This is a genomic window from Stenotrophomonas terrae (genome assembly GCF_001431465.1).
Taxonomy (GTDB): Bacteria; Pseudomonadota; Gammaproteobacteria; order Xanthomonadales; family Xanthomonadaceae; genus Stenotrophomonas; species Stenotrophomonas terrae.
The window spans coordinates 74,358-95,134 of the sequence record NZ_LDJJ01000051.1; the positions used below are offsets into that span (position 1 = coordinate 74,358).

Annotated in this window: 17 protein-coding genes; 6 read left to right on the forward strand and 11 right to left on the reverse strand. The window is 65.6% G+C overall.

The features are described from left to right. Positions 1 to 72 precede the first annotated feature (72 nt). Positions 73 to 2,574 (forward strand): DNA topoisomerase I, encoded by a 2,502-nt coding sequence (locus ABB27_RS14825; protein WP_057629556.1) that lies wholly within the window; start codon positions 73 to 75, stop codon positions 2,572 to 2,574. A gap of 308 nt (positions 2,575 to 2,882) precedes the next feature. Continuing rightward, on the forward strand, positions 2,883 to 3,443 hold the full coding sequence (gene tsaC, locus ABB27_RS14830) for an L-threonylcarbamoyladenylate synthase type 1 TsaC (protein WP_057629557.1): 561 nt from the start codon (positions 2,883 to 2,885) through the stop codon (positions 3,441 to 3,443). Positions 3,444 to 3,683: 240 nt separating this feature from the next. Here the strand turns inward: tsaC and ABB27_RS14835 are convergent, their stop codons facing one another. Next, complete coding sequence (locus ABB27_RS14835; RefSeq protein WP_161809665.1) at positions 3,684 to 4,568, reverse strand: hypothetical protein; 885 nt, start codon at positions 4,566 to 4,568, stop codon at positions 3,684 to 3,686. A gap of 194 nt (positions 4,569 to 4,762) precedes the next feature. Between ABB27_RS14835 and ABB27_RS14840 the strand changes: the two genes are divergently transcribed. Together ABB27_RS14840 and ABB27_RS14845 are read left to right on the forward strand one after the other, a co-directional pair. After that, entirely contained in the window at positions 4,763 to 5,419 is a 657-nt protein-coding gene (locus ABB27_RS14840) for a DUF4124 domain-containing protein (RefSeq protein ID WP_057629578.1), read from the forward strand. Further along, the gene (locus ABB27_RS14845) at positions 5,419 to 6,051 is read left to right on the forward strand and encodes a DUF4124 domain-containing protein (protein WP_057629559.1); all 633 of its coding nucleotides are present in this window, start codon (positions 5,419 to 5,421) and stop codon (positions 6,049 to 6,051) included. Before ABB27_RS14840 ends, ABB27_RS14845 begins: the two co-directional genes overlap by 1 nt. Here ABB27_RS14845 and ABB27_RS14850 read toward each other — a convergent pair. Next, positions 6,039 to 6,815, reverse strand: coding sequence for an SDR family oxidoreductase (locus ABB27_RS14850; RefSeq protein ID WP_057629560.1), 777 nt, complete (start codon positions 6,813 to 6,815; stop codon positions 6,039 to 6,041). The genes ABB27_RS14845 and ABB27_RS14850 overlap by 13 nt on opposite strands. 95 nt (positions 6,816 to 6,910) lie before the next feature. On the opposite strand from ABB27_RS14850, the gene ABB27_RS14855 reads away from it, so the two are divergent. Next, the gene (locus tag ABB27_RS14855; protein WP_057629561.1) at positions 6,911 to 7,135 is read left to right on the forward strand and encodes a hypothetical protein; all 225 of its coding nucleotides are present in this window, start codon (positions 6,911 to 6,913) and stop codon (positions 7,133 to 7,135) included. Between the two features lie 272 nt (positions 7,136 to 7,407). Here ABB27_RS14855 and sppA read toward each other — a convergent pair whose 3' ends face one another. The 4 genes from sppA to ABB27_RS14875 form a co-directional block, all read right to left on the reverse strand. Then, positions 7,408 to 9,315, reverse strand: a complete 1,908-nt coding sequence (sppA, locus tag ABB27_RS14860) for a signal peptide peptidase SppA (RefSeq protein ID WP_057629562.1) — start codon at positions 9,313 to 9,315, stop codon at positions 7,408 to 7,410. Between the two features lie 70 nt (positions 9,316 to 9,385). Then, entirely contained in the window at positions 9,386 to 10,750 is a 1,365-nt protein-coding gene (locus ABB27_RS14865; RefSeq protein WP_057629563.1) for an MATE family efflux transporter, read from the reverse strand. 127 nt (positions 10,751 to 10,877) lie between these two features. Then, positions 10,878 to 11,444, reverse strand: a complete 567-nt coding sequence (locus ABB27_RS14870) for a DUF3106 domain-containing protein (RefSeq protein ID WP_057629564.1) — start codon at positions 11,442 to 11,444, stop codon at positions 10,878 to 10,880. Further along, positions 11,437 to 12,447 (reverse strand): hypothetical protein, encoded by a 1,011-nt coding sequence (locus tag ABB27_RS14875; protein ID WP_057629565.1) that lies wholly within the window; start codon positions 12,445 to 12,447, stop codon positions 11,437 to 11,439. Before ABB27_RS14875 ends, ABB27_RS14870 begins: the two co-directional genes overlap by 8 nt. Before the next feature lie 421 nt (positions 12,448 to 12,868). On the opposite strand from ABB27_RS14875, the gene ABB27_RS14880 reads away from it, so the two are divergent. After that, complete coding sequence (locus ABB27_RS14880) at positions 12,869 to 15,064, forward strand: primosomal protein N' (RefSeq protein WP_057629566.1); 2,196 nt, start codon at positions 12,869 to 12,871, stop codon at positions 15,062 to 15,064. A gap of 124 nt (positions 15,065 to 15,188) precedes the next feature. Here the strand turns inward: ABB27_RS14880 and ABB27_RS14885 are convergent, their stop codons facing one another. The 5 genes from ABB27_RS14885 to ABB27_RS14905 all read right to left on the reverse strand — a co-directional run bounded on the left by ABB27_RS14885 (position 15,189) and on the right by ABB27_RS14905 (position 20,700). Next, complete coding sequence (locus ABB27_RS14885; protein ID WP_057629567.1) at positions 15,189 to 16,277, reverse strand: serine hydrolase domain-containing protein; 1,089 nt, start codon at positions 16,275 to 16,277, stop codon at positions 15,189 to 15,191. Positions 16,278 to 16,380: 103 nt separating this feature from the next. Beyond that, positions 16,381 to 16,596: a hypothetical protein gene (locus ABB27_RS14890; protein WP_152984609.1), complete on the reverse strand. Its 216-nt coding sequence runs from the start codon at positions 16,594 to 16,596 to the stop codon at positions 16,381 to 16,383. A 30-nt stretch (positions 16,597 to 16,626) separates the two neighbouring features. Next, positions 16,627 to 18,108: an adhesin gene (locus ABB27_RS14895; RefSeq protein ID WP_152984610.1), complete on the reverse strand. Its 1,482-nt coding sequence runs from the start codon at positions 18,106 to 18,108 to the stop codon at positions 16,627 to 16,629. A 106-nt stretch (positions 18,109 to 18,214) separates the two neighbouring features. Continuing rightward, the gene (locus ABB27_RS19770; RefSeq protein ID WP_152984611.1) at positions 18,215 to 20,044 is read right to left on the reverse strand and encodes a sensor histidine kinase; all 1,830 of its coding nucleotides are present in this window, start codon (positions 20,042 to 20,044) and stop codon (positions 18,215 to 18,217) included. Beyond that, positions 20,041 to 20,700 carry a response regulator transcription factor gene (locus tag ABB27_RS14905; RefSeq protein WP_057629571.1) on the reverse strand — a complete coding sequence of 220 codons (660 nt, stop codon included), beginning with the start codon at positions 20,698 to 20,700 and terminating at the stop codon, positions 20,041 to 20,043. The genes ABB27_RS19770 and ABB27_RS14905 overlap by 4 nt, the downstream gene beginning before the upstream one ends. Positions 20,701 to 20,777: the final 77 nt, after the last annotated feature.

Consider the following 20,777-nt stretch of genomic DNA (forward strand, 5'->3'; position numbering starts at 1 on the left):
GGCTTCACTATCGTCCCGGTTTAAGCCACCCTAGCGCCCCTCAAGGGCGTTCCGCCCCAAGAATGTACTGACATGCCCAAGCACCTGCTCATCGTCGAATCACCGGCCAAGGCCAAGACGATCAATAAATACCTCGGCAAGGACTACACGGTCCTGGCCTCGTATGGGCATGTGCGTGATCTGGTCCCCAAGGAAGGCGCGGTCGACCCGGAAAACGGGTTCGCCATGCGTTACGACCTGATCGAAAAGAACGAGAAGCACGTCGAAGCCATCGCCAAAGCCGCAAAGGGCGCCGATGACATCCTGCTGGCGACCGATCCGGATCGCGAGGGTGAGGCAATCAGCTGGCATATCGCCGAGATCCTGAAGGAACGCGGCCTGTCCGACGGCAAGCCGATGCAGCGGGTGGTGTTCACCGAGATCACCCCGCGCGCGATCAAGGAAGCCATTGCCCAGCCGCGCGAGATCGCCGCCGACCTGGTCGATGCCCAGCAGGCGCGTCGCGCGCTGGACTACCTGGTCGGCTTCAACCTGTCGCCGGTGCTGTGGCGCAAGGTACAGCGCGGCCTGTCCGCCGGCCGCGTGCAGAGCCCGGCGCTGCGCATGATCGTCGAGCGCGAGGAAGAGATCGAAGCCTTCATCTCGCGCGAGTACTGGAGCATCGAAGCCGCCTGTGCGCATCCCTCGCAGCACTTCAACGCGCGCCTGATCAAGCTGGACGGGCAGAAGTTCGAACAGTTCACCGTCACCGACGGCGACACCGCCGAAGCCGCCCGCCTGCGCATCCAGCAGGCCGCGCAGGGCGCGCTGCACGTCACCGACGTGGCCAGCAAGGAGCGCAAGCGGCGCCCGGCGGCGCCGTTCACCACCTCCACCCTGCAGCAGGAAGCCTCGCGCAAGCTCGGCTTCACCACCCGCAAGACCATGCAGGTGGCGCAGAAGCTGTATGAAGGCGTCAACATCGGTGACGAAGGCACGGTCGGCCTGATCTCGTACATGCGTACCGACTCGGTGAGTCTGTCGCAGGACGCGCTGGCCGAAATCCGCGACGTGATCGCCCGTGACTACGGCATCAGCTCGCTGCCGGACAAGCCCAACACCTACACCACCAAATCCAAGAACGCGCAGGAAGCCCACGAAGCCGTGCGCCCGACCTCCGCGCTGCGCACCCCGGCCCAGGTGGGCAAGTACCTCACCGACGACGAGCGCAAGCTGTACGAGCTGATCTGGAAGCGCGCCGTCGCCTGCCAGATGATCCCGGCCACCTTGAACACCGTCAGCGTCGACCTGTCGGCCGGCAGCGAGCACGTGTTCCGCGCCAGCGGCACCACCGTGGTCGTGCCCGGCTTCCTGGCCGTGTACGAGGAAGGCAAGGACAACAAGAGCGCCGAGGACGAGGACGAAGGCCGCAAGCTGCCGCTGATGAAGCCCGGCGACCGCGTGCCGCTGGACCGCATCGTCGCCGACCAGCACTTCACCCAGCCGCCGCCGCGTTTCACCGAGGCGGCGCTGGTCAAGGCGCTGGAGGAATACGGCATCGGCCGTCCGTCCACCTACGCCTCGATCATCCAGACCCTGCTGTTCCGCAAGTACACCGAGATGGAAGGCCGCAGCTTCAAGCCGACCGACGTCGGCCGCGCGGTCAGCAAGTTCCTCTCCAGCCACTTCACCCAGTACGTCGATTACGACTTCACCGCCAAGCTCGAAGACGAGCTGGATGCGGTGTCGCGTGGCGAGGAAGAGTGGATACCGCTGATGGAGCGCTTCTGGGGCCCGTTCAAGGAACTGGTCGACAACAAGAGCGAGTCGCTGGACCGCACCGACGCCGGCAGCGCGCGCGTGCTGGGCCCGGACCCGGTCAGCGGCAAGGACGTCACCGCGCGCATCGGCCGCTTCGGCCCGATGGTGCAGATTGGCACCGTCGATGACGAAGAGAAGCCCAAGTTCGCCTCGCTGCAGCCGGGCCAGAGCATCTATTCGATCTCGCTGGACGAGGCGCTGAAGCTGTTCGACATGCCGCGCAAGCTCGGCGCCGACGCCAATGGCGAGGAAGTCACCGTCGGCATCGGCCGCTTTGGCCCGTTTGCCAAGCGTGGCAGCACCTATGCCTCGCTGACCAAGGAAGACGACCCGTACAAGATCGACCTGGCCCGCGCCATCTTCCTGATCGAGGAGAAGGAAGAAATCGCGCGCAACCGCATCATCAAGGAGTTCGAAGGCTCGGACATCCAGGTATTGAATGGTCGCTTTGGCCCGTACATCAGCGACGGCAAGATGAACGGCAAGATCCCCAAGGACCGCGAGCCCGCCTCGTTGACCTTGGCTGAAGTCGAGCAGCTGATGGCCGACACCGGCAAGCCGGTGCGCAAGGGCTTCGGCAAGAAGGCCGCCAAGAAGACCACGGTGAAGAAGGAAGCCGCGCCGAAGAAGGCCGCCGCCAAGAAGGCCCCGGCCAAAAAGGCAGCGACCAAGAAAGCCGCAACCAAGAAGACCGCGGCGAAGAAGGCCACCAAGAAAGCCGTCGCCAAGAAGGCAGTGAAGAAGTCGGCAGCCGACGACGCACCGCCGTTCTGATCCTGCACTTCCTTCTCCCTCCGGGAGAAGGTGCCCGAAGGGCGGAAGAGGGTGGGCTCTGTGATCCTGCACTTCCTTCTCCCCCCGGGAGAAGGTGCCCGAAGGGCGGAAGAGGGTGGGCTCTGCTCCGAGAACAGGCCAAAAGGTCTTGCTCCAAGGCAGCTGACCGATCCCTCTATCCCCCTCCCCCGCCAACAAGCGGATAATCAGCAACACCCGCAGCAGGCCGCCCATCGGGCGGCCTTTGTTTTGCGTCCCTTTCGTGGGTTGGCCGCTTTGTGTGCGCCAGCCCTCCAACGGTGCTGACCATGCTCGAACTCGACCTGCACAACGTCGTCCCCGCCCTCAAGGCCGGCGGCGTGATCGCCTACCCGACCGAAGCGGTCTGGGGCCTGGGCTGTGATCCCTCCAACCAAGCAGCAGTGATGAAGCTGCTGGCGCTCAAGCAGCGGCCGATCGAGAAGGGCATGATCCTGGTTGCCGCCAACCCGGCGCAGCTGGACGGCTGGGTACAGCTGGATGCGCTGGCCGACGAACGCCGCCAGGCAGTACTGGACAGCTGGCCGGGCGCCAACACCTGGATCGCCCCGGCCGGTCCACATGCCCCGCGTTGGATCACCGGCGAGCACACCGGCATCGCCGTGCGGGTCAGCGCCCACCCGCTGGTACAGGCCTTGTGCGAGGCCTGGGGCGGCCCGCTGGTATCGACCAGTGCCAACCTCGCGGGCGAGCCGCCGGCGCGCGCCCGTGAGCAGCTGGATCCCACCCTGTTGGCGCAATTGGACGGCCTGCTGGACGGCACCACCGGCGGCCTGTCCCAACCCACCCGCATCCGCGTCGCCGCCACCGGCGAAGTACTGCGCGACTGAGCCGCCCAGTCCGAGGCCCGGATTTCTGTAGTGCCGAGCCACGCTCGGCAAGAGGCTTCACCGGTAGAGCTTCAGCCGAGCATGGCTCGGCTCTACAGACGCGGTTCCGGCAATGCTTGTAGGAGCTGCGGTAGAGCCGAGCCGTGCTCGGCAGGGGCTTCACCGGTAGAGCCTCAGCCGAGCATGGCTCGGCTCTACAGACGCGCTTCCGGGAAGGGCAGAGCCCCCCATAACAAGTCCTCAGCGCTGGCCCGGCTGGCGCCTCCAGCGATGCCAAAGCAGTACCGCGCCCAGCAACAGCACGCCGGCGAAAGCGGTGGCGAACGGCAACACCGGCAAGGCTCCCGCCGGCAGTACCAAGGCCAGGAACGGAAATGCATATACCGCGGGCACCCGCATCTTGAAGATCGCCAGAATGGCATGCACCAGCAGCAGGTCCAGCAACGCGATCAACAACCACGACTCCAGCCATTGCGCCGCCAGTACGCCCACGCCGGCAGACATACTGAGCACTGCCACCTGTTTGGCCAACAGCCGCGCCGAATACATCTTCATGTGCAGCGATTCGTAGACCACCACCGCCAGTGGTGGAATCACCATCAGCTGTGCATGCCCCAGCGCCAGCGCAACGCCCATCCATGCAGCACTGATCAACGCGTAGAAACCGAGCAAGGGCAATTGCGGCGGCGGTGCATCACGCGATGCACCGCGCGGCCGGCGCCACACCACGCCGATGGCCAGCACCGCGGTGGTGACCAGGATCGCCAGCATGAAAGACCAATGGCTGGCATTGGTGACAACAGGCAGAAAGCCCGTCGCCAACGCCGGAGCCAGGCTGTACCTCAGTACCGCGAACATGCCCAGCATGCCTATCAGCACCAACGCCAGCTTCGCGCTGACGGGCAGCTGTGTCAGGTTGATCGCAAACCCCAGCAATGCGGTGAGGCTTGGCCAGAGAAAGATTTTCTCCGGGTGTCGCATCCATTGCGGGTCTTTCCACGTCCACAATGCCACCGCCATCGCAGCCAGTTCCGGCAGGATGATCTCCCGATCCTGGAACAGCATCGCCGCTGCAACCATCAGCAGAATGAAGGCGAAGGCAGGCAGATACGATCGTGGTGGCAAGGGAAGCGGCGGCGCCGGAGTTTGCGTAGGCATGCGTGAGACGCTGAAGGCATGAAGACCGGGCAAGGATGTGCCCTCCCACCGTGTGAGGGTCAAGCACAGCGCGCGCTGTGCTGCGGGCCTGATCACCGCCCTCACTTGCGCCAGCACCCACGCAGGGTAACTATCACGCCATGCGTAACTTCTGCCTGCCCCTGCTCAGCTGCCTGGCCCTGCTGCCCTTCGCCGCAGCAGCGGCGGATCCGCCGCCCGCCTCCACGCCTGCCGGCGCTGCCGACAATGTGCGCATCTACCGCTGTGTTGGCAGCAATGGCGCGGTATCGCTGCAGGATGCGCCCTGCACCAAGGCCCACCAGCAACAGGTGCTGGATATGACCCGCCCCAAGGATCCACCACCGCGTCCGGTAACCGCGGCACCGGCAGCCGCCGCTGCACCGGTACTGCAGCGCGAGGTGCGGGTAGTCACGGTGCAACCGCCGCAGCCCATGTATGAGTGCGTCACCAGCGAAGGCGAGCGCTATACCAGCGACAACAACGACGGCAATCCACGCTGGGTGCCAACCTGGGGCTATGCCTATCCGTCGTTCCCCGGCCCCGGAGGCCCACACCCGCCGCACCCACCCGGTGGCGGCGGGCCATGGCAGCCCGGCGTCGCGGTTCCGATGGGCTCGGTGCTGGTGCGTGACAGCTGCCATGCGCTGCCCCCGCAGGAAGTCTGTGCACGCCTGCGTGATCGCCGCTGGGAACTGATCCGCCGCTACAACAGCGCCCTGCAGAGCGAGCGCCAGGAACTGATGCGCGAGCAGCGCGGCATCGATGCCCGGCTTGAGCAGGATTGCGGGGGAACCTGATGCGCCATCTACTTGCACTCCTGCTCTGCGTCAGCGCCAGCGCGCAGGCCGGCGAAATCGTGTTCTACCGCTGCACCGATGCCAGTGGCGCACTTACCGTGCAGAACATGCCCTGCCCAAAAGGCACCCAGCTGCAGAGCAGAAAAGTCATGCAGGCGGTGGATACTCCACCGCCAATGCCGGCCCCGGCCCCAGCGGCGCCCGCCGGATTGCCAGCGCTGATGGCAGCACCAGCGGAAGCTCCGCCAGTAGCAGCAACCACGCCGGCAAAAGCGCCTGCCGCGCCCGTTGCAGCGCCAGTACCCTTGCCCGACCTGTTCCAATGCCGCACCCGCGAAGGTGAGAGCTATTTCAGCGAAAGCAGTGAGCCGCCATCACGTTGCGTGGCGATGCAGGTAACCGGCCTTGACGGCAACCCGTCGACCGGCGCCGGCGAGGCCTGCGAAGTGGTGCGTGATACCTGCACCGCGGTTGATCCGGCCCAGCAGTGCGCGACCTGGCAGCAGCGGGTGGACGAGGCCGAATCGCAATGGCGCTTTGCCGCGCCCAGCCAGGCGCAGGCCCTGCAGAAGAACTATCAACGGCTGCAATCGCTGCTCGACGGCAGCGACTGCAAGGCTCAGAAGCCGTAGCGCAGGAAACCGCCATCCACCGCGATGCATTCGCCGGTGACGTAGCTTGATGCTGGCAGGCACAGGAAGCTCACTGCCGCCGCCACTTCCTCCGGCTCACCGATGCGGCGCATCGGCGTGCGTGCGATCACCTCGTCGTAGTAGTCAGCATCGGACAGGGGGCCAGAGGTGCGGCGGGTACGGATGTACCACGGCGCCACCGAGTTGACGCGGATGCCGTCCTCGGCCCATTCGCAGGCCAGGTTGCGGGTCATCTGCTGCATCGCCGCCTTGGTCATGCCATAGACCACGCCGCTGCGCACATGGGTGATGCCGGACACGCTGCCGACATTGACGATGGCCGAGGATGCATGCCGGGTCAGCAGCGGGTGCGCGTAGCGGCACAGCTCGAACGCCGAGAACAGGTTGGTCTCGAAAATGCCGCGCCATTCGTCTTCGGAATACTCGGTTGCCGGCTTGGTGGTATTGCCACCGGCGTTGTTGACCAGGATGTTCAGGCCATCGCTGTGGTCCTCGACCCAATCGAGGATTTCCTGGCGGTCCTGATCATCGCTGACGTCGGCGGAAAGCGCGTGGATGCCACGCTCGGGGAAGGCATCGGCCAATTCATCGCGCGCGGTTTCCAGCGCATCGCCATCGCGTCCGACGATCAGTACATCGGCGCCGAAGCCCAGCAGTTCACGGGCGATCGCGAGGCCGATGCCGGCACTTGCACCGGTTACCAGTGCGGTCTGTCCATCCAATCGCCAGCGCTGCGGGTTCATTGCGGTTCCTCTTCGGTGCTCGGGTGCGGCGTCGCGGAAGGACGCTGCCGGGGGATGGGGCTAGGATAGCGGCCTGAGCCCAGCGGAGCATGCCAATGAAGCACCTTTCCCTGTTGATCCTGCCCCTGTTGCTTGGCCTTGCCGCCTGCAAGCCGCAACCACCGGAAACCGAACGCCGCCCCGATCCGCAGGCCACCGCGCTGCGTGATGCGATGAGCAAGGATCTGGAGCAAGCCAAGGCCGCCGCCGCAGCGACCGAAGATGCCGCCAAAGCGCAGAAAGCCGCGCTGGATGCAGCCGAAGGCGCGAGCAGCCAATAGCGCACCTGTAGTGCCGAGCCATGCTCGGCAGGGGCTTTACCGCAAGACCCAGACCGTAGTGCCGAGCCATGCTCGGCAGGGGCCTTCCACGTACAGCTTCATCTGTAGTGCCGAGCCATGCTCGGCAAGAGGCCTTCCCGGTGAAGCCTCTGCCGAGCATGGCTCGGCACTACAGGATTCCTTCTTGCCGAGCATGGCTCGGCATTACAGAGCTGCGGATACGACAACGCCGCCCTTGGGCGGCGTTGTCGGTACTCACCAATCAGGTTTGCTTACAAACCGCAGAAGCAATACGCCAGTGACTTCACCGGTGCGCCATTGCGGTCCTTCACTGCGTCTTCGACGAAGCGCAGCTGGGTGTCCAGCTCCGGCATCTGCTTGGCGATCAGCATGCGCGCGATGCCCGAGTCGGCCAGCATCCAGGCACCCGCACGGCTGCCGGCAAAGCCGGTCATGAACTGCGCGAACGGGGTGGCTGCCTTCTCGATGTAACGCACGCGGAACTTGCCGGCCTCGCCCAGCTTGGCCAAAGTGGCGGCGTGCGCGACGGCCGCCTTCAAGCCACCAAACTCGTCCACCAGCCCGCGTTCCTTGGCCTGCGCACCACTCCACACGCGACCGCGGGCGACTTCATCCACGGCTTCAACCGGCTTCTTGCGTGCCGCGGCCACCTTGCCGGTGAAATCGGCATAGCCCTTGTTGATCACCGACTGGATCACCTGGCCGACGGCCGGGTCCATCGGCCGGGTCACGTCGAACGCGCCGGCAAAACGGGTGGTGCCGACGCCGTCGGTATGCACGCCGATCTTGTCCAGGCTGCGGGCGAAGTTCGGGATCATGCCGAAGATGCCGATCGAGCCGGTGATGGTGGATTCATCGGCGTAGATGCGATCAGCGTTCATGCTGATCCAGTAACCACCCGATGCCGCCATGTCGCCCATCGATACCACCACCGGCTTGCCGGCAGTCTTCAAGGCTTCGACTTCGCGGCGGATCTGCTCGGAGGCGAATACTTCGCCACCCGGCGAATCCACGCGCAGCACCACGGCCTTCACTTCGTCGTCGTCGCGGGCCTCGCGCAGCAGTGCCGAGGTCGAGATGCCGCCGATGCGACCGGCCGGCAGGTCACCGCCGCCGATTTCGCCTTCGGCCACCACCACCGCCACCTGCGGACGCGAATCCACCGGCGAGCGGCGCGCATCAACCTGGGTCAGGTAGTCGCCCAGGCTGATCTGGCGGTAGCCACCGTCGGCATCGCTGTCGGCCACGCCACGCTCGGTGAGCAGCGCATCCACTTCTTCACGGGTCTTCAGGCCATCCACCAGCTTCTGCTGCAGGGCGAAGCGGGCCAGGTCGCCTTCGGCGGCGGCAACTCCTTCAGGCAGGGTGTCGATGCCGGCTGCCAGCTGCGCGGCGTCCAGCTTGCGTGCCTTGGCGATGTCACCCAGGTAGCGCTGCCACACGTCGTTCATCCAGAACAGGTCGGCCTCCTTGGCCTGCGGCGATGCGGCGTCGAGCACATAGGGCTCAGCGGCGGACTTGAACTCGCCGACCTTGAACAGGTGTACGTCCACACCCAGCTTGTCCTGCAGGCCACTGCGGAAGTACTGGCGGTAGCGGCCCAGGCCTTCCAGCAGCAGGCCACCCATCGGATCCAGGTAGATCTCGTCGGCCTGCGCGGCCAGCAGGTACTGCGACTGGCCCATGTTCTCGCTGAAGGCCACGACCTGCTTGTTGGACGCCCGCAGGTCCTGCAGCGCAGCGGTAACCTCACGCATCGAGGCGAAGCCGCTGGGCTGCAGCTTGTCCAGCTGCAGCACCACGCGGTTGATCTTCTTGTCGTCCTTGGCCGCTTCGATGGCGCGGATCAGATCGCGCAGCTGCAGCTCTTCGGCATTGCGTTCACCCAGCGCCTTGCCCAGCGCGCGGCTGAGCGGGTCGGTGCTGTACTGCTCGACCAGGCGGCCTTCCGGCGCGATCACCAGGGTGGTGCCTTCCTGCAGCAGGGCGGTCGATGAAGCACCCTTGCCCACGGCAACCATCAAGCCGATCAGGATCAGGAACAACAGGCCGAAGAACAGCAGGTTGAGGATCAGCCGGCGGGTGAAGTTCATGACATCCCACAGGCCAATGAAGAAGCTGGCAATGGGATTGCGGCGTGGCAAGGGGGGGGGATTCATGGACGCTCCGGTGGGGGCTGGTTGCAAGTCAGGATACGCATAACCGGACGCCGCCGGCATAGCCTTTAAGTCAGGGGGAAGCCTGGGCGATAAGCCGGCTGCTGCTGACCCGCAGCCGCCAACCCAACAGTACGGCGGCCACGGTCAAACCAATGATCAGGCCGATCCACATGCCCTGCGGCCCCCAGCCCAGACCCAGTCCAAGCCCGGCGCCGACCGGCATGCCCACGCCCCAGTAAGCGAACATGGCGATGAACATCGGCACGCGGGTGTCCTTGAGCCCACGCAGGGCACCGGCGGACAGCACCTGGATACCATCGGGAATCTGGAAGGCCGCCGCATACAACAACAAGGTGGAGGCCAAAGCGGCCACCGCAAGGTCGTTGGTATACAAACCAACCACCGCGTCGTGGCCGAGCAGCAGCGCGGTGATCGACACCAGCTGGGTGACCAGCACGATGCCGTAACCGGCCCAGGTGGCCCGGCGCACGCCCAGCGGATCGTTGCTGCCCACGGCATGGCCGACGCGCACGGTGGTGGCCTCGGCCACGCCCATCGGGATCATGAAGCACAGCTGCGCCACGTTGATCGCAATCTGGTGGGCACTGGCCTCGGTCGCACCAATACGGCCGATCAGCAGCGCGGTGATGATGAACAAGCCCCCCTCCATCAGCACGGTGATGCCGATCGGCAGGCCGGTCCGCAGCAAGTCCCAGATCGCACGCCAGCGCGGCAATTCGAAGTGGGTGAACAGCTCAAGGTGGGCAAAGCGCTTGGTGGTCCACAAATAGGTGGCGAAGGCCATGGCCTGCACCCACATGGTCACCGAGGAAGCGATGCCCAGGCCTTCAGCACCCATCTCCGGGAAGCCGAACTTGCCGTTGCACAGCGCATAGCCCAATGGCCCGAGTACCAGCAGGCCGCCAAAACCAATCAGCATGGTCGGCAGCGTCCAGTGCATGCCTTCACTGAGGTAGCGCATGCAGAAATACAACGTCAATGCAGGCACACCCCAGCGGATGGCATGCAGGAAGTCGGTGGCGCCGGGCACGATTTCCGGGGCGATGCCAAACGCGGGCAGGAATGCCGGCACCACGCTCAGGAACAGGAACATCAGCGCGCTCAAGCCCACGCCCAGCCAGAGCGCCTGGCGGAACAAGGGGCCGATTTCACGCTCACGGCCAGCGCCGTGCAGCTGTGACACCGAGGCGGTGAGCGAGATCAAGGTGCCGATCGGCACCAGCATCGGCAGCCACAGCAAGGCCGTACCAATGCTGACCGCAGCAAAGGTGTCGGTGCCGTGGTGGCCGGCGATGGTGTTGTCGACAAAGGCAATCAGACCGGTGGAAACGTGGCCCAGCACCAAAGGCAGGGCGAGCAGTCCGGTCGTCCGCACTTCCTGCAGGAAGCGCGGCGTAGCGGGAGACATAGACATAAAACCAGGGAACGCAGACTACGGCCGGCGCAGGACGCGCGCAGATGCCGGGTTGCGGAGTGTGCCCATTCTACCGTGGCGCCGGGCTTACAGCCCCGCACCGCGGATGAACGGCCTGTCCGCTGCGTCAGCGCCCTACCTTCTCGCGCAGCCAGGCATCGCGTTGCGCCGGCGCCAGGGCCAGCAGCTGGGTGCGCAGTTCTTCGCGCTGTTGCGGCGGCGTACGCTGCGAAATCAGGCTCAGCTGCTCCAGCTGGGCGGCGTCGAGCTGGCGCAGCAAGGCCATCACCGGCTCCCGCTGCGCGGCCGGCAGATAGCCAAACAAGGGTTGCAGGCGCGGATACAACACGCCCAGCTGTGGGCCCAGCAACCAGCCATCGCGGTGCATCTGATCGATATCCAGGTAGCGGGCCCGCAATGCCTGCTGCTCTGCGACCGGCAGCGCGGCCACCGCCGCCGCTGCATGGCGGATGCGCTGGCGCTCGCCTTCCGGCAAGGCCTGCCAGGCCGCATAACGGCTGCGCAGCTCGCGCTTCTGTTCCGGGCTCAGCGCGGCCCAGGTGTTCTGTATGCCGGCCACGCTGCCACTGCGCGCGGGCGCCGGCATTGCCGGCACGGCGCTGGGCACGGCGGCCTGCACGGGCAGCGCCAGCGGCAGGCAGACCAGCAGACAGGCCAGTCCGAACTTACTCATCGGCATCGCTGGTCTCCAAGGCAGCACCGGCCGGTTCCGGGCGGCTTGGCTGCGGCTGTGATTCATCCACCGGGATCGGGCCGCCGGCGGCATACCAGGCATACAGATCAGCGTCGCGCGCGATATCCAGCTCGGCATCGGCCAGCATCACCGCATCGCTGGCGGCATGGGGGTCTTCGCCCGGGCCGGCCGGAGTGCTGTCGTCGGGCAGGGTTTCAACCTGCACCGGGCCGTTGTCGGACAAGCCATTGCCGGCATTGGGATCGGCCGCCACCGCGGTATGCGAGCGCCACCACCACAGCGCCACCACCGCCAGCAACAACAGGGGCAGGCACAGCAGCAACCAGGTGCGCAGCGTCCAGGCCTGCGCGGGCTTGCGGCGTGGTGCCGGCTTGCGCCGCCGTTCTTCTTCCACCCGCTGGCTGGGCGCCGCGGCGGGCGACGCCGACGGCAGCGCGCCGGTGATGACCGACTCACGCAGTTGTTCGAGCTGCTGCAGGCGCGGGGGCGACAGGTCGCGGATCCGGGTCTGCACATGTTCGGCCAGCGCACGCCAGCTGGCAGCGTCCGGCCGCCCGTCGGCATCCAACGGACAGGCGCCGCCCAAGGCCTGCCGGTAAGCAGCGGCATCCACGCCCAGCACGGCAGCAGCCGGCGCTTCATCCAGCCCGGCGCCGATACGCAGCAACAGCGCCAGGCGCTCGCCGGCGGCCAGGCTGCCGAGATGGGCCAAAGCCGGCTCCCAGTGCCCGGGGCTGGCCGGCTTCAACAACAACGGGGTGCTGCACAGCAGCCCCCAGAAGCGGGCCGGCCATTCCACCATCAATAGTTGTGCGGCCGGAGCGGCGAAGGCGCGCATGGCCACGGCCACCGCGCGCTCACCGACCACGGCATCACCGGCCTGCAATTCAGCAACAACCAGGGCACGGCGTTCCACCCCGCGCAGGAAGGCGGACAGAGCGTTGGCTGCGGCCGGCGAAAGAGGGGCTGGTGCAGCCATCATGTGAACTCCGTCATGCCGTGATGATACCGAGCGCACACCGCGCTGCCGACGCCCCACGCCACCATCCGGCCTGTTTTGCAAGCGCCTGCAACAACTTGTGCACAGCGTCAATACGCTGCGGAGAGCACGCCGCGCATACCGCTCCGAGACTGTGTTTCGTTTTTGTTTCACGGATAAGTTGTTGATTTTAATAACTTATACATTGTGGCTATTTTTTGACCAAGTTGACCCAGAGGCCCGAACCATCGCCTTGAGCGCGTGGAGCACATTGATCACCCACAGAGTTATCCACAGGAAATGTGGATAACAATAAATCCCCAAGCGCAGCCAGCGTTTACGCCTCATTTATGCAGGACTTCACTGGATCACGATGCCGGTGAATGGCGGGGGCCAAACCGCCCGCTGCCGCTAAACTGGGCCCATGTCCGCCTGCCCCACTCTCCGCATCGCCTTGCCGGTGCCGCTACCCCAAGTGTTCGATTACCTGCCCCCTGCCGGCAGCCCCGCGCCCCGGCAGGAGGATGTCGGGCGCCGGCTGCGGGTGCCGTTCGGGCCGCGCGAGCTGGTCGGGGTGGTGGAATCGATAGGCCTGAGCGAGGACCCGGCCAACCTGCGCCCGGCCCTGCAGTGGCTCGACGACAGCGCCGTGCTGCACGGCGAGCTCAACACCAGTCTGCGCTGGCTGGCGCGCTATACCCACGCCCCGCTCGGTGAAGTGATCGCCACCGCGCTGCCGGCCCCCTTGCGACGCGGCGACGCCCTGCCCGATACCCACGGCTGGGCCTGGCAACTGACCGAGGCCGGCCGTAGCGGCTACGCGCGCCTGCGCAGCGGCACCCGCCCGCAGCGGATGGCCACCCTGCTGCTCGACGGCGCGGTCAATGAAGACCTGCTCGACGAGCAGTTGGACGATTGGCGCAGCGCCGCCCGCGCGCTGCTCAAGCGCGAGCATGTACAGCGCATCGAGGTGCCGGCGGTGATCCCGCAGCCGCGCATCGTGCCGGGCCCACAGCCCAACCCGCAGCAGCAACAGGCCATCGATGCGCTGCAGGCCGCCGACGGCTTCCAGCCGTTCCTGCTCGATGGCGTCACCGGCAGCGGCAAGACCGAGGTCTACCTGCAGGCGATCTGCCATTGCCTGCAACAGGGCAAGCAGGCGCTGGTGCTGGTGCCGGAAATCGGCCTCACACCGCAGACCCTGCATCGCTTCCGCAGCCGCCTGGGCATTCCGGTGCATGCCCTGCATTCGGGTTTGAACGACAACGAACGTGCCCGCGTCTGGGCAGCGGCATCGCGCGGCGAGGCGCGGGTGATCGTCGGTACCCGCTCGGCGATTTTCACGCCGTTGCCGCAGGCCGGCTTGATCGTTATCGATGAGGAACACGATGGCAGCTACAAGCAGCAGGACGGCATCCGCTACCACGCGCGTGACTTCGCACTGGTGCGCGGCAAGGCGCTGAACGTGCCGGTGGTACTGGGCAGCGCCACCCCATCGTTGGAGTCGCTGCACAATGCACGCAGCGGCCGCTACACGCACCTGCGCCTGCAGCAGCGCGCAGGCGATGCCAAGCCACCAGGCGTGCGCGTGTTCGACGTGCGCAAGCGTCCGCTGCAGGATGGCCTGTCACCGGAAGTGTTGGTCGGTATCGAGCAGCATCTGAAGGCGGGCAGCCAGGTATTGGTGTTCAAGAACCGGCGCGGTTATGCACCGGTTCTGCTCTGCCATGACTGCGGCTGGACCGCGCCCTGCAAACGCTGCAGCACGCCCCTGCATAAAACCCCGATGACGGTGCATGGCGGTGGCCGCCGCCTGCAATGCCATCACTGCGGCGCGCGCCAACCGGTACCGCTGGCCTGCCCGGACTGCGCCAGCCTTGCGCTGCAACCGCAGGGCATCGGCACGGAGCGGCTGGAAGAGCGCCTGCTGCAGTTGTTTCCGGATTACCCGGTGCTGCGCATCGACCGCAGCACCACCAGCCGCCGTGATGCGCTGGAGCAGACCCTGGCGACGCTGGGCGAGCAACCGGGCATCCTGGTCGGCACGCAGATCCTGGCCAAGGGCCACGACCTGCCGAAGCTGACCCTGGTGGTCGTGGTCGGCATTGACGAAGGCCTGTTCTCAGCCGACTTCCGCGCCAGCGAAAAACTGGCACAGCAGTTGATCCAGGTCGCCGGCCGCGCCGGTCGCGCCGAGCGCCCCGGCGAAGTCTGGCTGCAGACCCATCACCCGGACAACGCGCTGCTGCACACCCTGGTCAACGGCGGCTACCACGCCTTTGCCGATGCCGAACTGCTGCAACGTGAGGCGGCGGGTTTCCCGCCCTTCGCGCATATGGCCTTGCTGCGTGCCGAAGCCAAACAGGTGGAACAGGCCAACGAGTTCCTGGCCGCACTCAAGCAGCTGATCCCGCAACAGAGTGATGTCGAACGCTTTGGCCCGATGCCGGCACCGATGCCACGCCGCGCGGGTTTCCAACGCACGCAGCTGTTGCTGTCGGCCGAGCAACGCCGGCCGCTGCATGCGGCATTGGACAGCGTGATGGCGCAGGCTTATGGCTTGCCGCAGGCGCGGCGGGTGCGCTGGTCCCTGGATGTCGACCCGATGGATCTGTACTGAGAAAGGATCTGCTTTTGTGGGAGCGGCATCAGCCGCGAAGCTGGAAAAGCCTGAAGGACCGGAGCTCACCCCTCCCCAACCCTCCCCTCCGCCTTCGGCGCAAGGGAGGGGGCAACAGCCACGCTCATCTGTAGAAATCGGCGATCTGCGCGGTGAACTGCTGCGGGTTGGCACCGACCAGGTTGGTCAACACCACAACCGCCAAGCCTTCTTCCGGGTACACCACAAACGCCGAACGTGCACCACCGAAGCTGCTGATCTGGCGCCGTCCCTGCAACGTGGACACCGGCCAACCCGCCGCCCAGTCACCTTCGCTGCCATCATTCAAACGCTCCGGCGTCCACATGCGCGCAAGGCTGTCGGCACGCAGTACACGATGCTGCAACAAGGCTGCCAACCACAGCGCCAATTCGTCAGCGGTGATCTGAATGCCACCACCTGCCCACAAGCCATGTGGCATGTCATAGAACCAGTGCGACAGCCGCGCCGGCGCGTTGGCCGCATCACTGCTGCGCGGGAAGAAGCTGTACATCGTCGCCGCATTCGGCACCAGGTCGTAGCTGTCACCGAAGCGTGCGTGGCGCATGCCCAGTGGCTTGAACTGGCGTGCGGCCAGATAGTCTTCGTAGCTGCCACCGCTGCACTGGGCGATGATCCTGGCAAGCAGCGCATAGTTGGTCTGGTTGTAAACGAACTGCGCCCCCGGCGCCGCCTGCATCGGCAGCTGCTCCACCCGTTGCCAGGCCTGTGCTTCCGAGCCGCCCCCGACCAGGCCGTTGCCATCAACGATGTCCGGCAAGCCCGAGGTATGGGCCAACAACTGGCGCACGCGGATACCCTGCCATGCGCTCGGCAGTTGCTGCAGGTAAGTGGAAATCGGCGCATCAAGATCCACCTGCCCGGCCTCGACCAGCTGCATCATCGCCACACCGGTAAACGCCTTGGTCGCCGAATTGATCGGAAACAAGGTGCTGCGTGTAGCTGCGATCTGGTTCTCGACATTGGCCAGCCCGGACACCTCGGAGAACACCACGCGGCCGTCCTTGACCACGGCAACCTGCATGGCGGGAATACCCCGCTCCTTCATCGTCGTCGCCATGAAGCGGCGTGCCGCCTGGTTGGCATCATCAAGCGTGCCCGCACGCGCGGGCGCGCAGAGCACAACAAGAAAGTACAGCAGACATAGCAGGTATCGAGGGGCTGGCACTGGCATGTTCTGCTCCGGTCCAAGGCTGGGTCACAGCGTAGGCACGGTATGCACCCACTCCAGACTTGGATGCAGGAAGCCTTGAAAAGGTTTAAACAGCTGACCGCACTCAGCGCGCCAGCGCCAGCATTGCCTGCTGTGCACGCACGATGGTCAGCAACACCTCGCTGCCAACGGACATTTCAAGCTGGTGGCGGAACGCTGGATCGTAGCGGATCCAGGGCCTGTTGCAGGATGTGGCGGCGCGCTGCGTTACGGTCCGCAAGGTCGGCACCCGATGTGCCGGCAACGGATCAAACGCTTCGCTGCGTTGAGCGATCTGCACCGCCCTGCCGTCCATCAACCCGGCCCAACATCAAAGATCGAGGCCGAAGCCAACACCGGCCGACTTTTCGCCGCCACCAAACGCGCCGCCCAGCGAGAACGAACCACGTGTGCCCAGGCGCACGCCATAGCCCACCGACAAGGCCTGCTCCCCGCCTTGGAAACCCGCACCCACCGCTACCCGCCCACGCGCACTCTGCCCGCCTGCGGCATTCATCGCCATGTTGGTCATCGCCGAGGTCATCGCGCCCATCCGGTCAATGCGTCGGTCCTGATCCTGCAACCGCCGGTTCACCCCTTCGCCGAAGCGGCTGAAGTCATCACTGAAGGCGGCAACCGCCGCATCGGTATACGCACGTGCACTGCCCAGCGATTGCGCGGCTGCGGTATCGGTGTACTGATTTGCCGATGCCAGGGTTGCGCTGTCACCGGCGCTCACCTCGGCACGCACCGCCGCCACCCGCGTATCGGTATAGCCCGATGCCGCCGCCATCGTCGCTGTATCACCTGCATCGGCATGGGCCTGCGCCGCTTGCAGGGCAACCGCCTGGCCACCGGCCAACTGCTGATCGGTGTACTGCATGGCAGACACCAGGGTGGCTGCATCGCCGCTCGCCACCAGCGCATTGAGGCTGCTGCTCTGCGCGGACAAGGCGCCATCCAACGCCCCCAGTGCGCCGCCTATCTGCTGGTAGCTGGTACCTTGGATGAGGTAGCTGGGAGCACTTAAAATTCCACCGTTGTAAGCGGCACCGCCGCCAAGCACGCCAGAGAACGCTGCCAGCTGCGCGACATTGACGGCGTCGTTGGCATTGATGCCGGCTGCCACATTGCTTAGGCGCCGTTTCAAGCTGGCCGACCCCACCGAAACCACGTTCGCGGCACCCTCATCGCTGCTGCCTGCACCCAAGGCCACCGAACCACCGCCGCTGGCCTTCGCATTCCTGCCGATGGCGACATTGTTGTCCGTACCCGCGGCGCCCGCGGGAGCTCCGAAACCACAGCACATGTCCTTGCCGTCACCGCCGTTTCCGGCCTGGCTGCCATTGCCCAACGCGATGTTGTAGTTGCCGCCTGCGCCACCATTGCCACCCGTGCCACCCGCGCTGCCCTGACCCGCCTTGCCGCCGTTACCCGCACTGCTGCTGGTACCGAATGCCAAGTTGTACGCCCCCCCATTGCCACCGATCCCGCCGGTTCCCCCGGCGGTGCCATTTGAGCCCTGCCCGCCCAAGCCGGCTGAACTGCCCTGCCCGAAAGCGGTATTGCCGGTGGCATTGCCCACCCCACCAGCGGAGGTGCTCCAGCCAAGCATGTTTGGGCCTGCGGGGCCGTCACTACCCACCCGGCTGCCATCCTGACAGGCGATGGCACCGGTGCTCGTGTCCTGTGTGCAGGGAGCTGTGGGTGAGGTTCCGCCAACCACTTCAGCGGCATGCACCGGCAACCATGGCAACAAGGCAAGCAGGGCGGCCGCCAACGGCATGGCGGTGGTTACAAGGTGACGGCTCATGAACGGATCCCCCGAATCAGCAAGGGGGAAAGCTAACGCCTGAGCTTGCTCTGCCGCATCCACGAAATCAGGTAACGCCGGTGTTGCCGGACTGCGGCCAGGTTGATCACAGCACGGACAACAGCAAGGCCAGGCGGGTGCCGGCGCCATTGGCAGCGGGCAACACCTGCAGCTCGCCGCCGAGCCTGCGCGCGCGCAGGCGCATGCTGGCCAGCCCCGCCCCCGCACGTGCCGCGGTTCGCTCATCCGTGCTTTGCATCAGGCCGACGCCATCGTCGTCGATATGCACTTGCAGCTGATCGCCCTGCCGGCGCAGGTAGACATCCACGCGCTTTGCGCGGCTGTGCTTGAACACATTGGTCAGGCCTTCCTGCAACAGCCGCAGCAGGTCCAGGCTGCGCGTCGCGCCGAGTTCCACGCCTTGAATATCATGCAGATGCCAATGCGCCTGGATGTCAGCCGCCTCCAGCAAGCTGCTGGCGCGGTGCCGCAGCGGTATCAGCAGCTCGGCCAGATCGGCTTGTTCGCGCGCGGTACTGTCGATCACCAGCCGCAGGTCGTCGCGCATCTCGCGCAGCACCCCGATCACCTGTTGTCGCGGCATGTCTTCCGGTGCCTGCTCCAGGCGTGCGATGGCACCCACCAGCGTGCCGCCAAACCCGTCGTGCAGATCGCGCACCAGCTGCAGGCGTTCACCGGCGCGGCTGTGCGACAAGGCCAACGCATGTTGCTGCTGCAAGGTGTCCGCCAGCTGGGTGGTGGCCTGCTGCACTTCATGCCGCAGCTCGGCGTTGAAACCCTCCACCCGCTGCATGGTATTGGCAAAGCGATAGGCAAGTACGAAGCCCATGCCCAGCAACATCAGCGGCGAGGTGAACGAACCCAGATAGCTGACACCGCCGTACCAGCCCATATAGACGCCGAGATCATGCAGCGACACCGCGATCGGCAGGATGATGCACAGCGCCAGCACCTGGTAGTCACGCCGGCCACTGCGCAGCGCATAGGCCATGAAGGTGAATGACACCACGTAGAGAAAGGCAATGGTCGGCACCAGGTAGATGTTGCGGTTCGGCCCCATCCAGTGCGGCCACAGCAACGCGCCCACCATCATCAGCATGGCGATGCCCAGCAATACCCGCTCCAGGCGCGGCCACCGCCGCTCGCAGAAACGCAGCAGAAATATCGTATGCGCAACAGCGCCTGCCACATAGCACGCGCCGATGAAGGCCTGCCAGCCATCGGTGGTGGAGAACGGCCACGGGCTGCTGGCGAAGAAATTGCTGTCATACAGCCGCCCGAATACCGCGCTCAGCGCATACCAGCCATACAGCGATTCCTTGCGCCGCAGCAGCCAGAACATGCCGATGACGGCCGCCAGTACCAAGCCAATCGCACTGTCCAGAACCTGCAGGTCATGGCGGACGAACACTTCCTGGCGATAGCGCGCCTGCAGCGTCTGCGGATCGCCTACGTCCACCACGCCGAGCGAAGGCTGGTAAGCCGCCAGCCCCGACACCCGAACCAGCAACTCATTTTCCCCCTGCCGGAGCAGCGGGGACTGCAGCAGGAAATAGCGCGGCACATGCCAGCTGCGGGATAGTGGTTCGACCAGCGATGCATCGCGGTCGATCAAGCTGCCATTGAGGTAAACCGAGGCTGCCATGCAGGTGTAGTCCAGCAGCAGGCCGGTCGGTTGATTGGCATCGCCTTGCTGCCAGCGCAGCCGGTACCAGACCACGCCATCGTGGTCCGGCCAACGGGTCTGCCATTGGTCGGCCAGTGGCACCTGCACCCAGCCCTGCGACGGTGCCGCTGACGAGTGCCAGTCCGCACGCACCGCCTCAGCCTGGCTGATGCGCAGCACATCCGGCGTCTGCGCCTGGGCCGGCACCATGCACGCCCACACAAGCAACAGCAGCAGCCAGCGGATCAAGGCAGCAATCCCATCGCCCGTGCTTCGTATACCGCCGCGGTCCGCGAACCCACCGCCAGCTTGCGGTAGATGTTGCGGGTATGCGCTTCGATGGTGAGCCGTGACAGTCCGAGCAGTTCGGCGATTTCACGGTTGCCGTAGCCCTGCGCGACATGCCCAAGAATGCCGAGCTCACGCTCAGACAGGTGCACATTGGCCGCTGGTGGCGCGGCAACTGGCAGCTGCGTCGCGGGCAGCAGCGCAAGAATGCGCCGTGCGATCATCGGATCAATGGGTGCGCCGCCGCGTTGCAGGCTACGCAGGGCGACAGTCAGCTCGATATCGTCGCGGTCCTTGAGCAGGTAGCCCACGGCGCCGGCACGCAGTGCGGCGAAAATGGCTTCTTCTTCGGCGAATGCCGACACGATCACCGCCTGCAACTGCGGCATGTGCTGCTGCATCCAGCCGATCAGATCGATGCCGGTGCCATCGGGCAATTGCATGTCGACCAGGGCGAGATCGAAATGCCTGGCCTGCAGCAAGGTGCGGGCTTCAACGATATCTGCGGCGGTGTTGATCTGCGGTGCGCGATCTGCCGGCAGTTCTGCTACGAGCCGTGCCAGCCTCGCCAGCGAAGCTGCATCGTCGTCGATGATCAGGATGGAAGACAGCTCCATCGGCCCCCGCCTTGGTCCCTGTTGTGGCGGAGTTTAGCGCGCTCTTACGGGGGGCTTGTTAGGGGGTGGTATTGGTG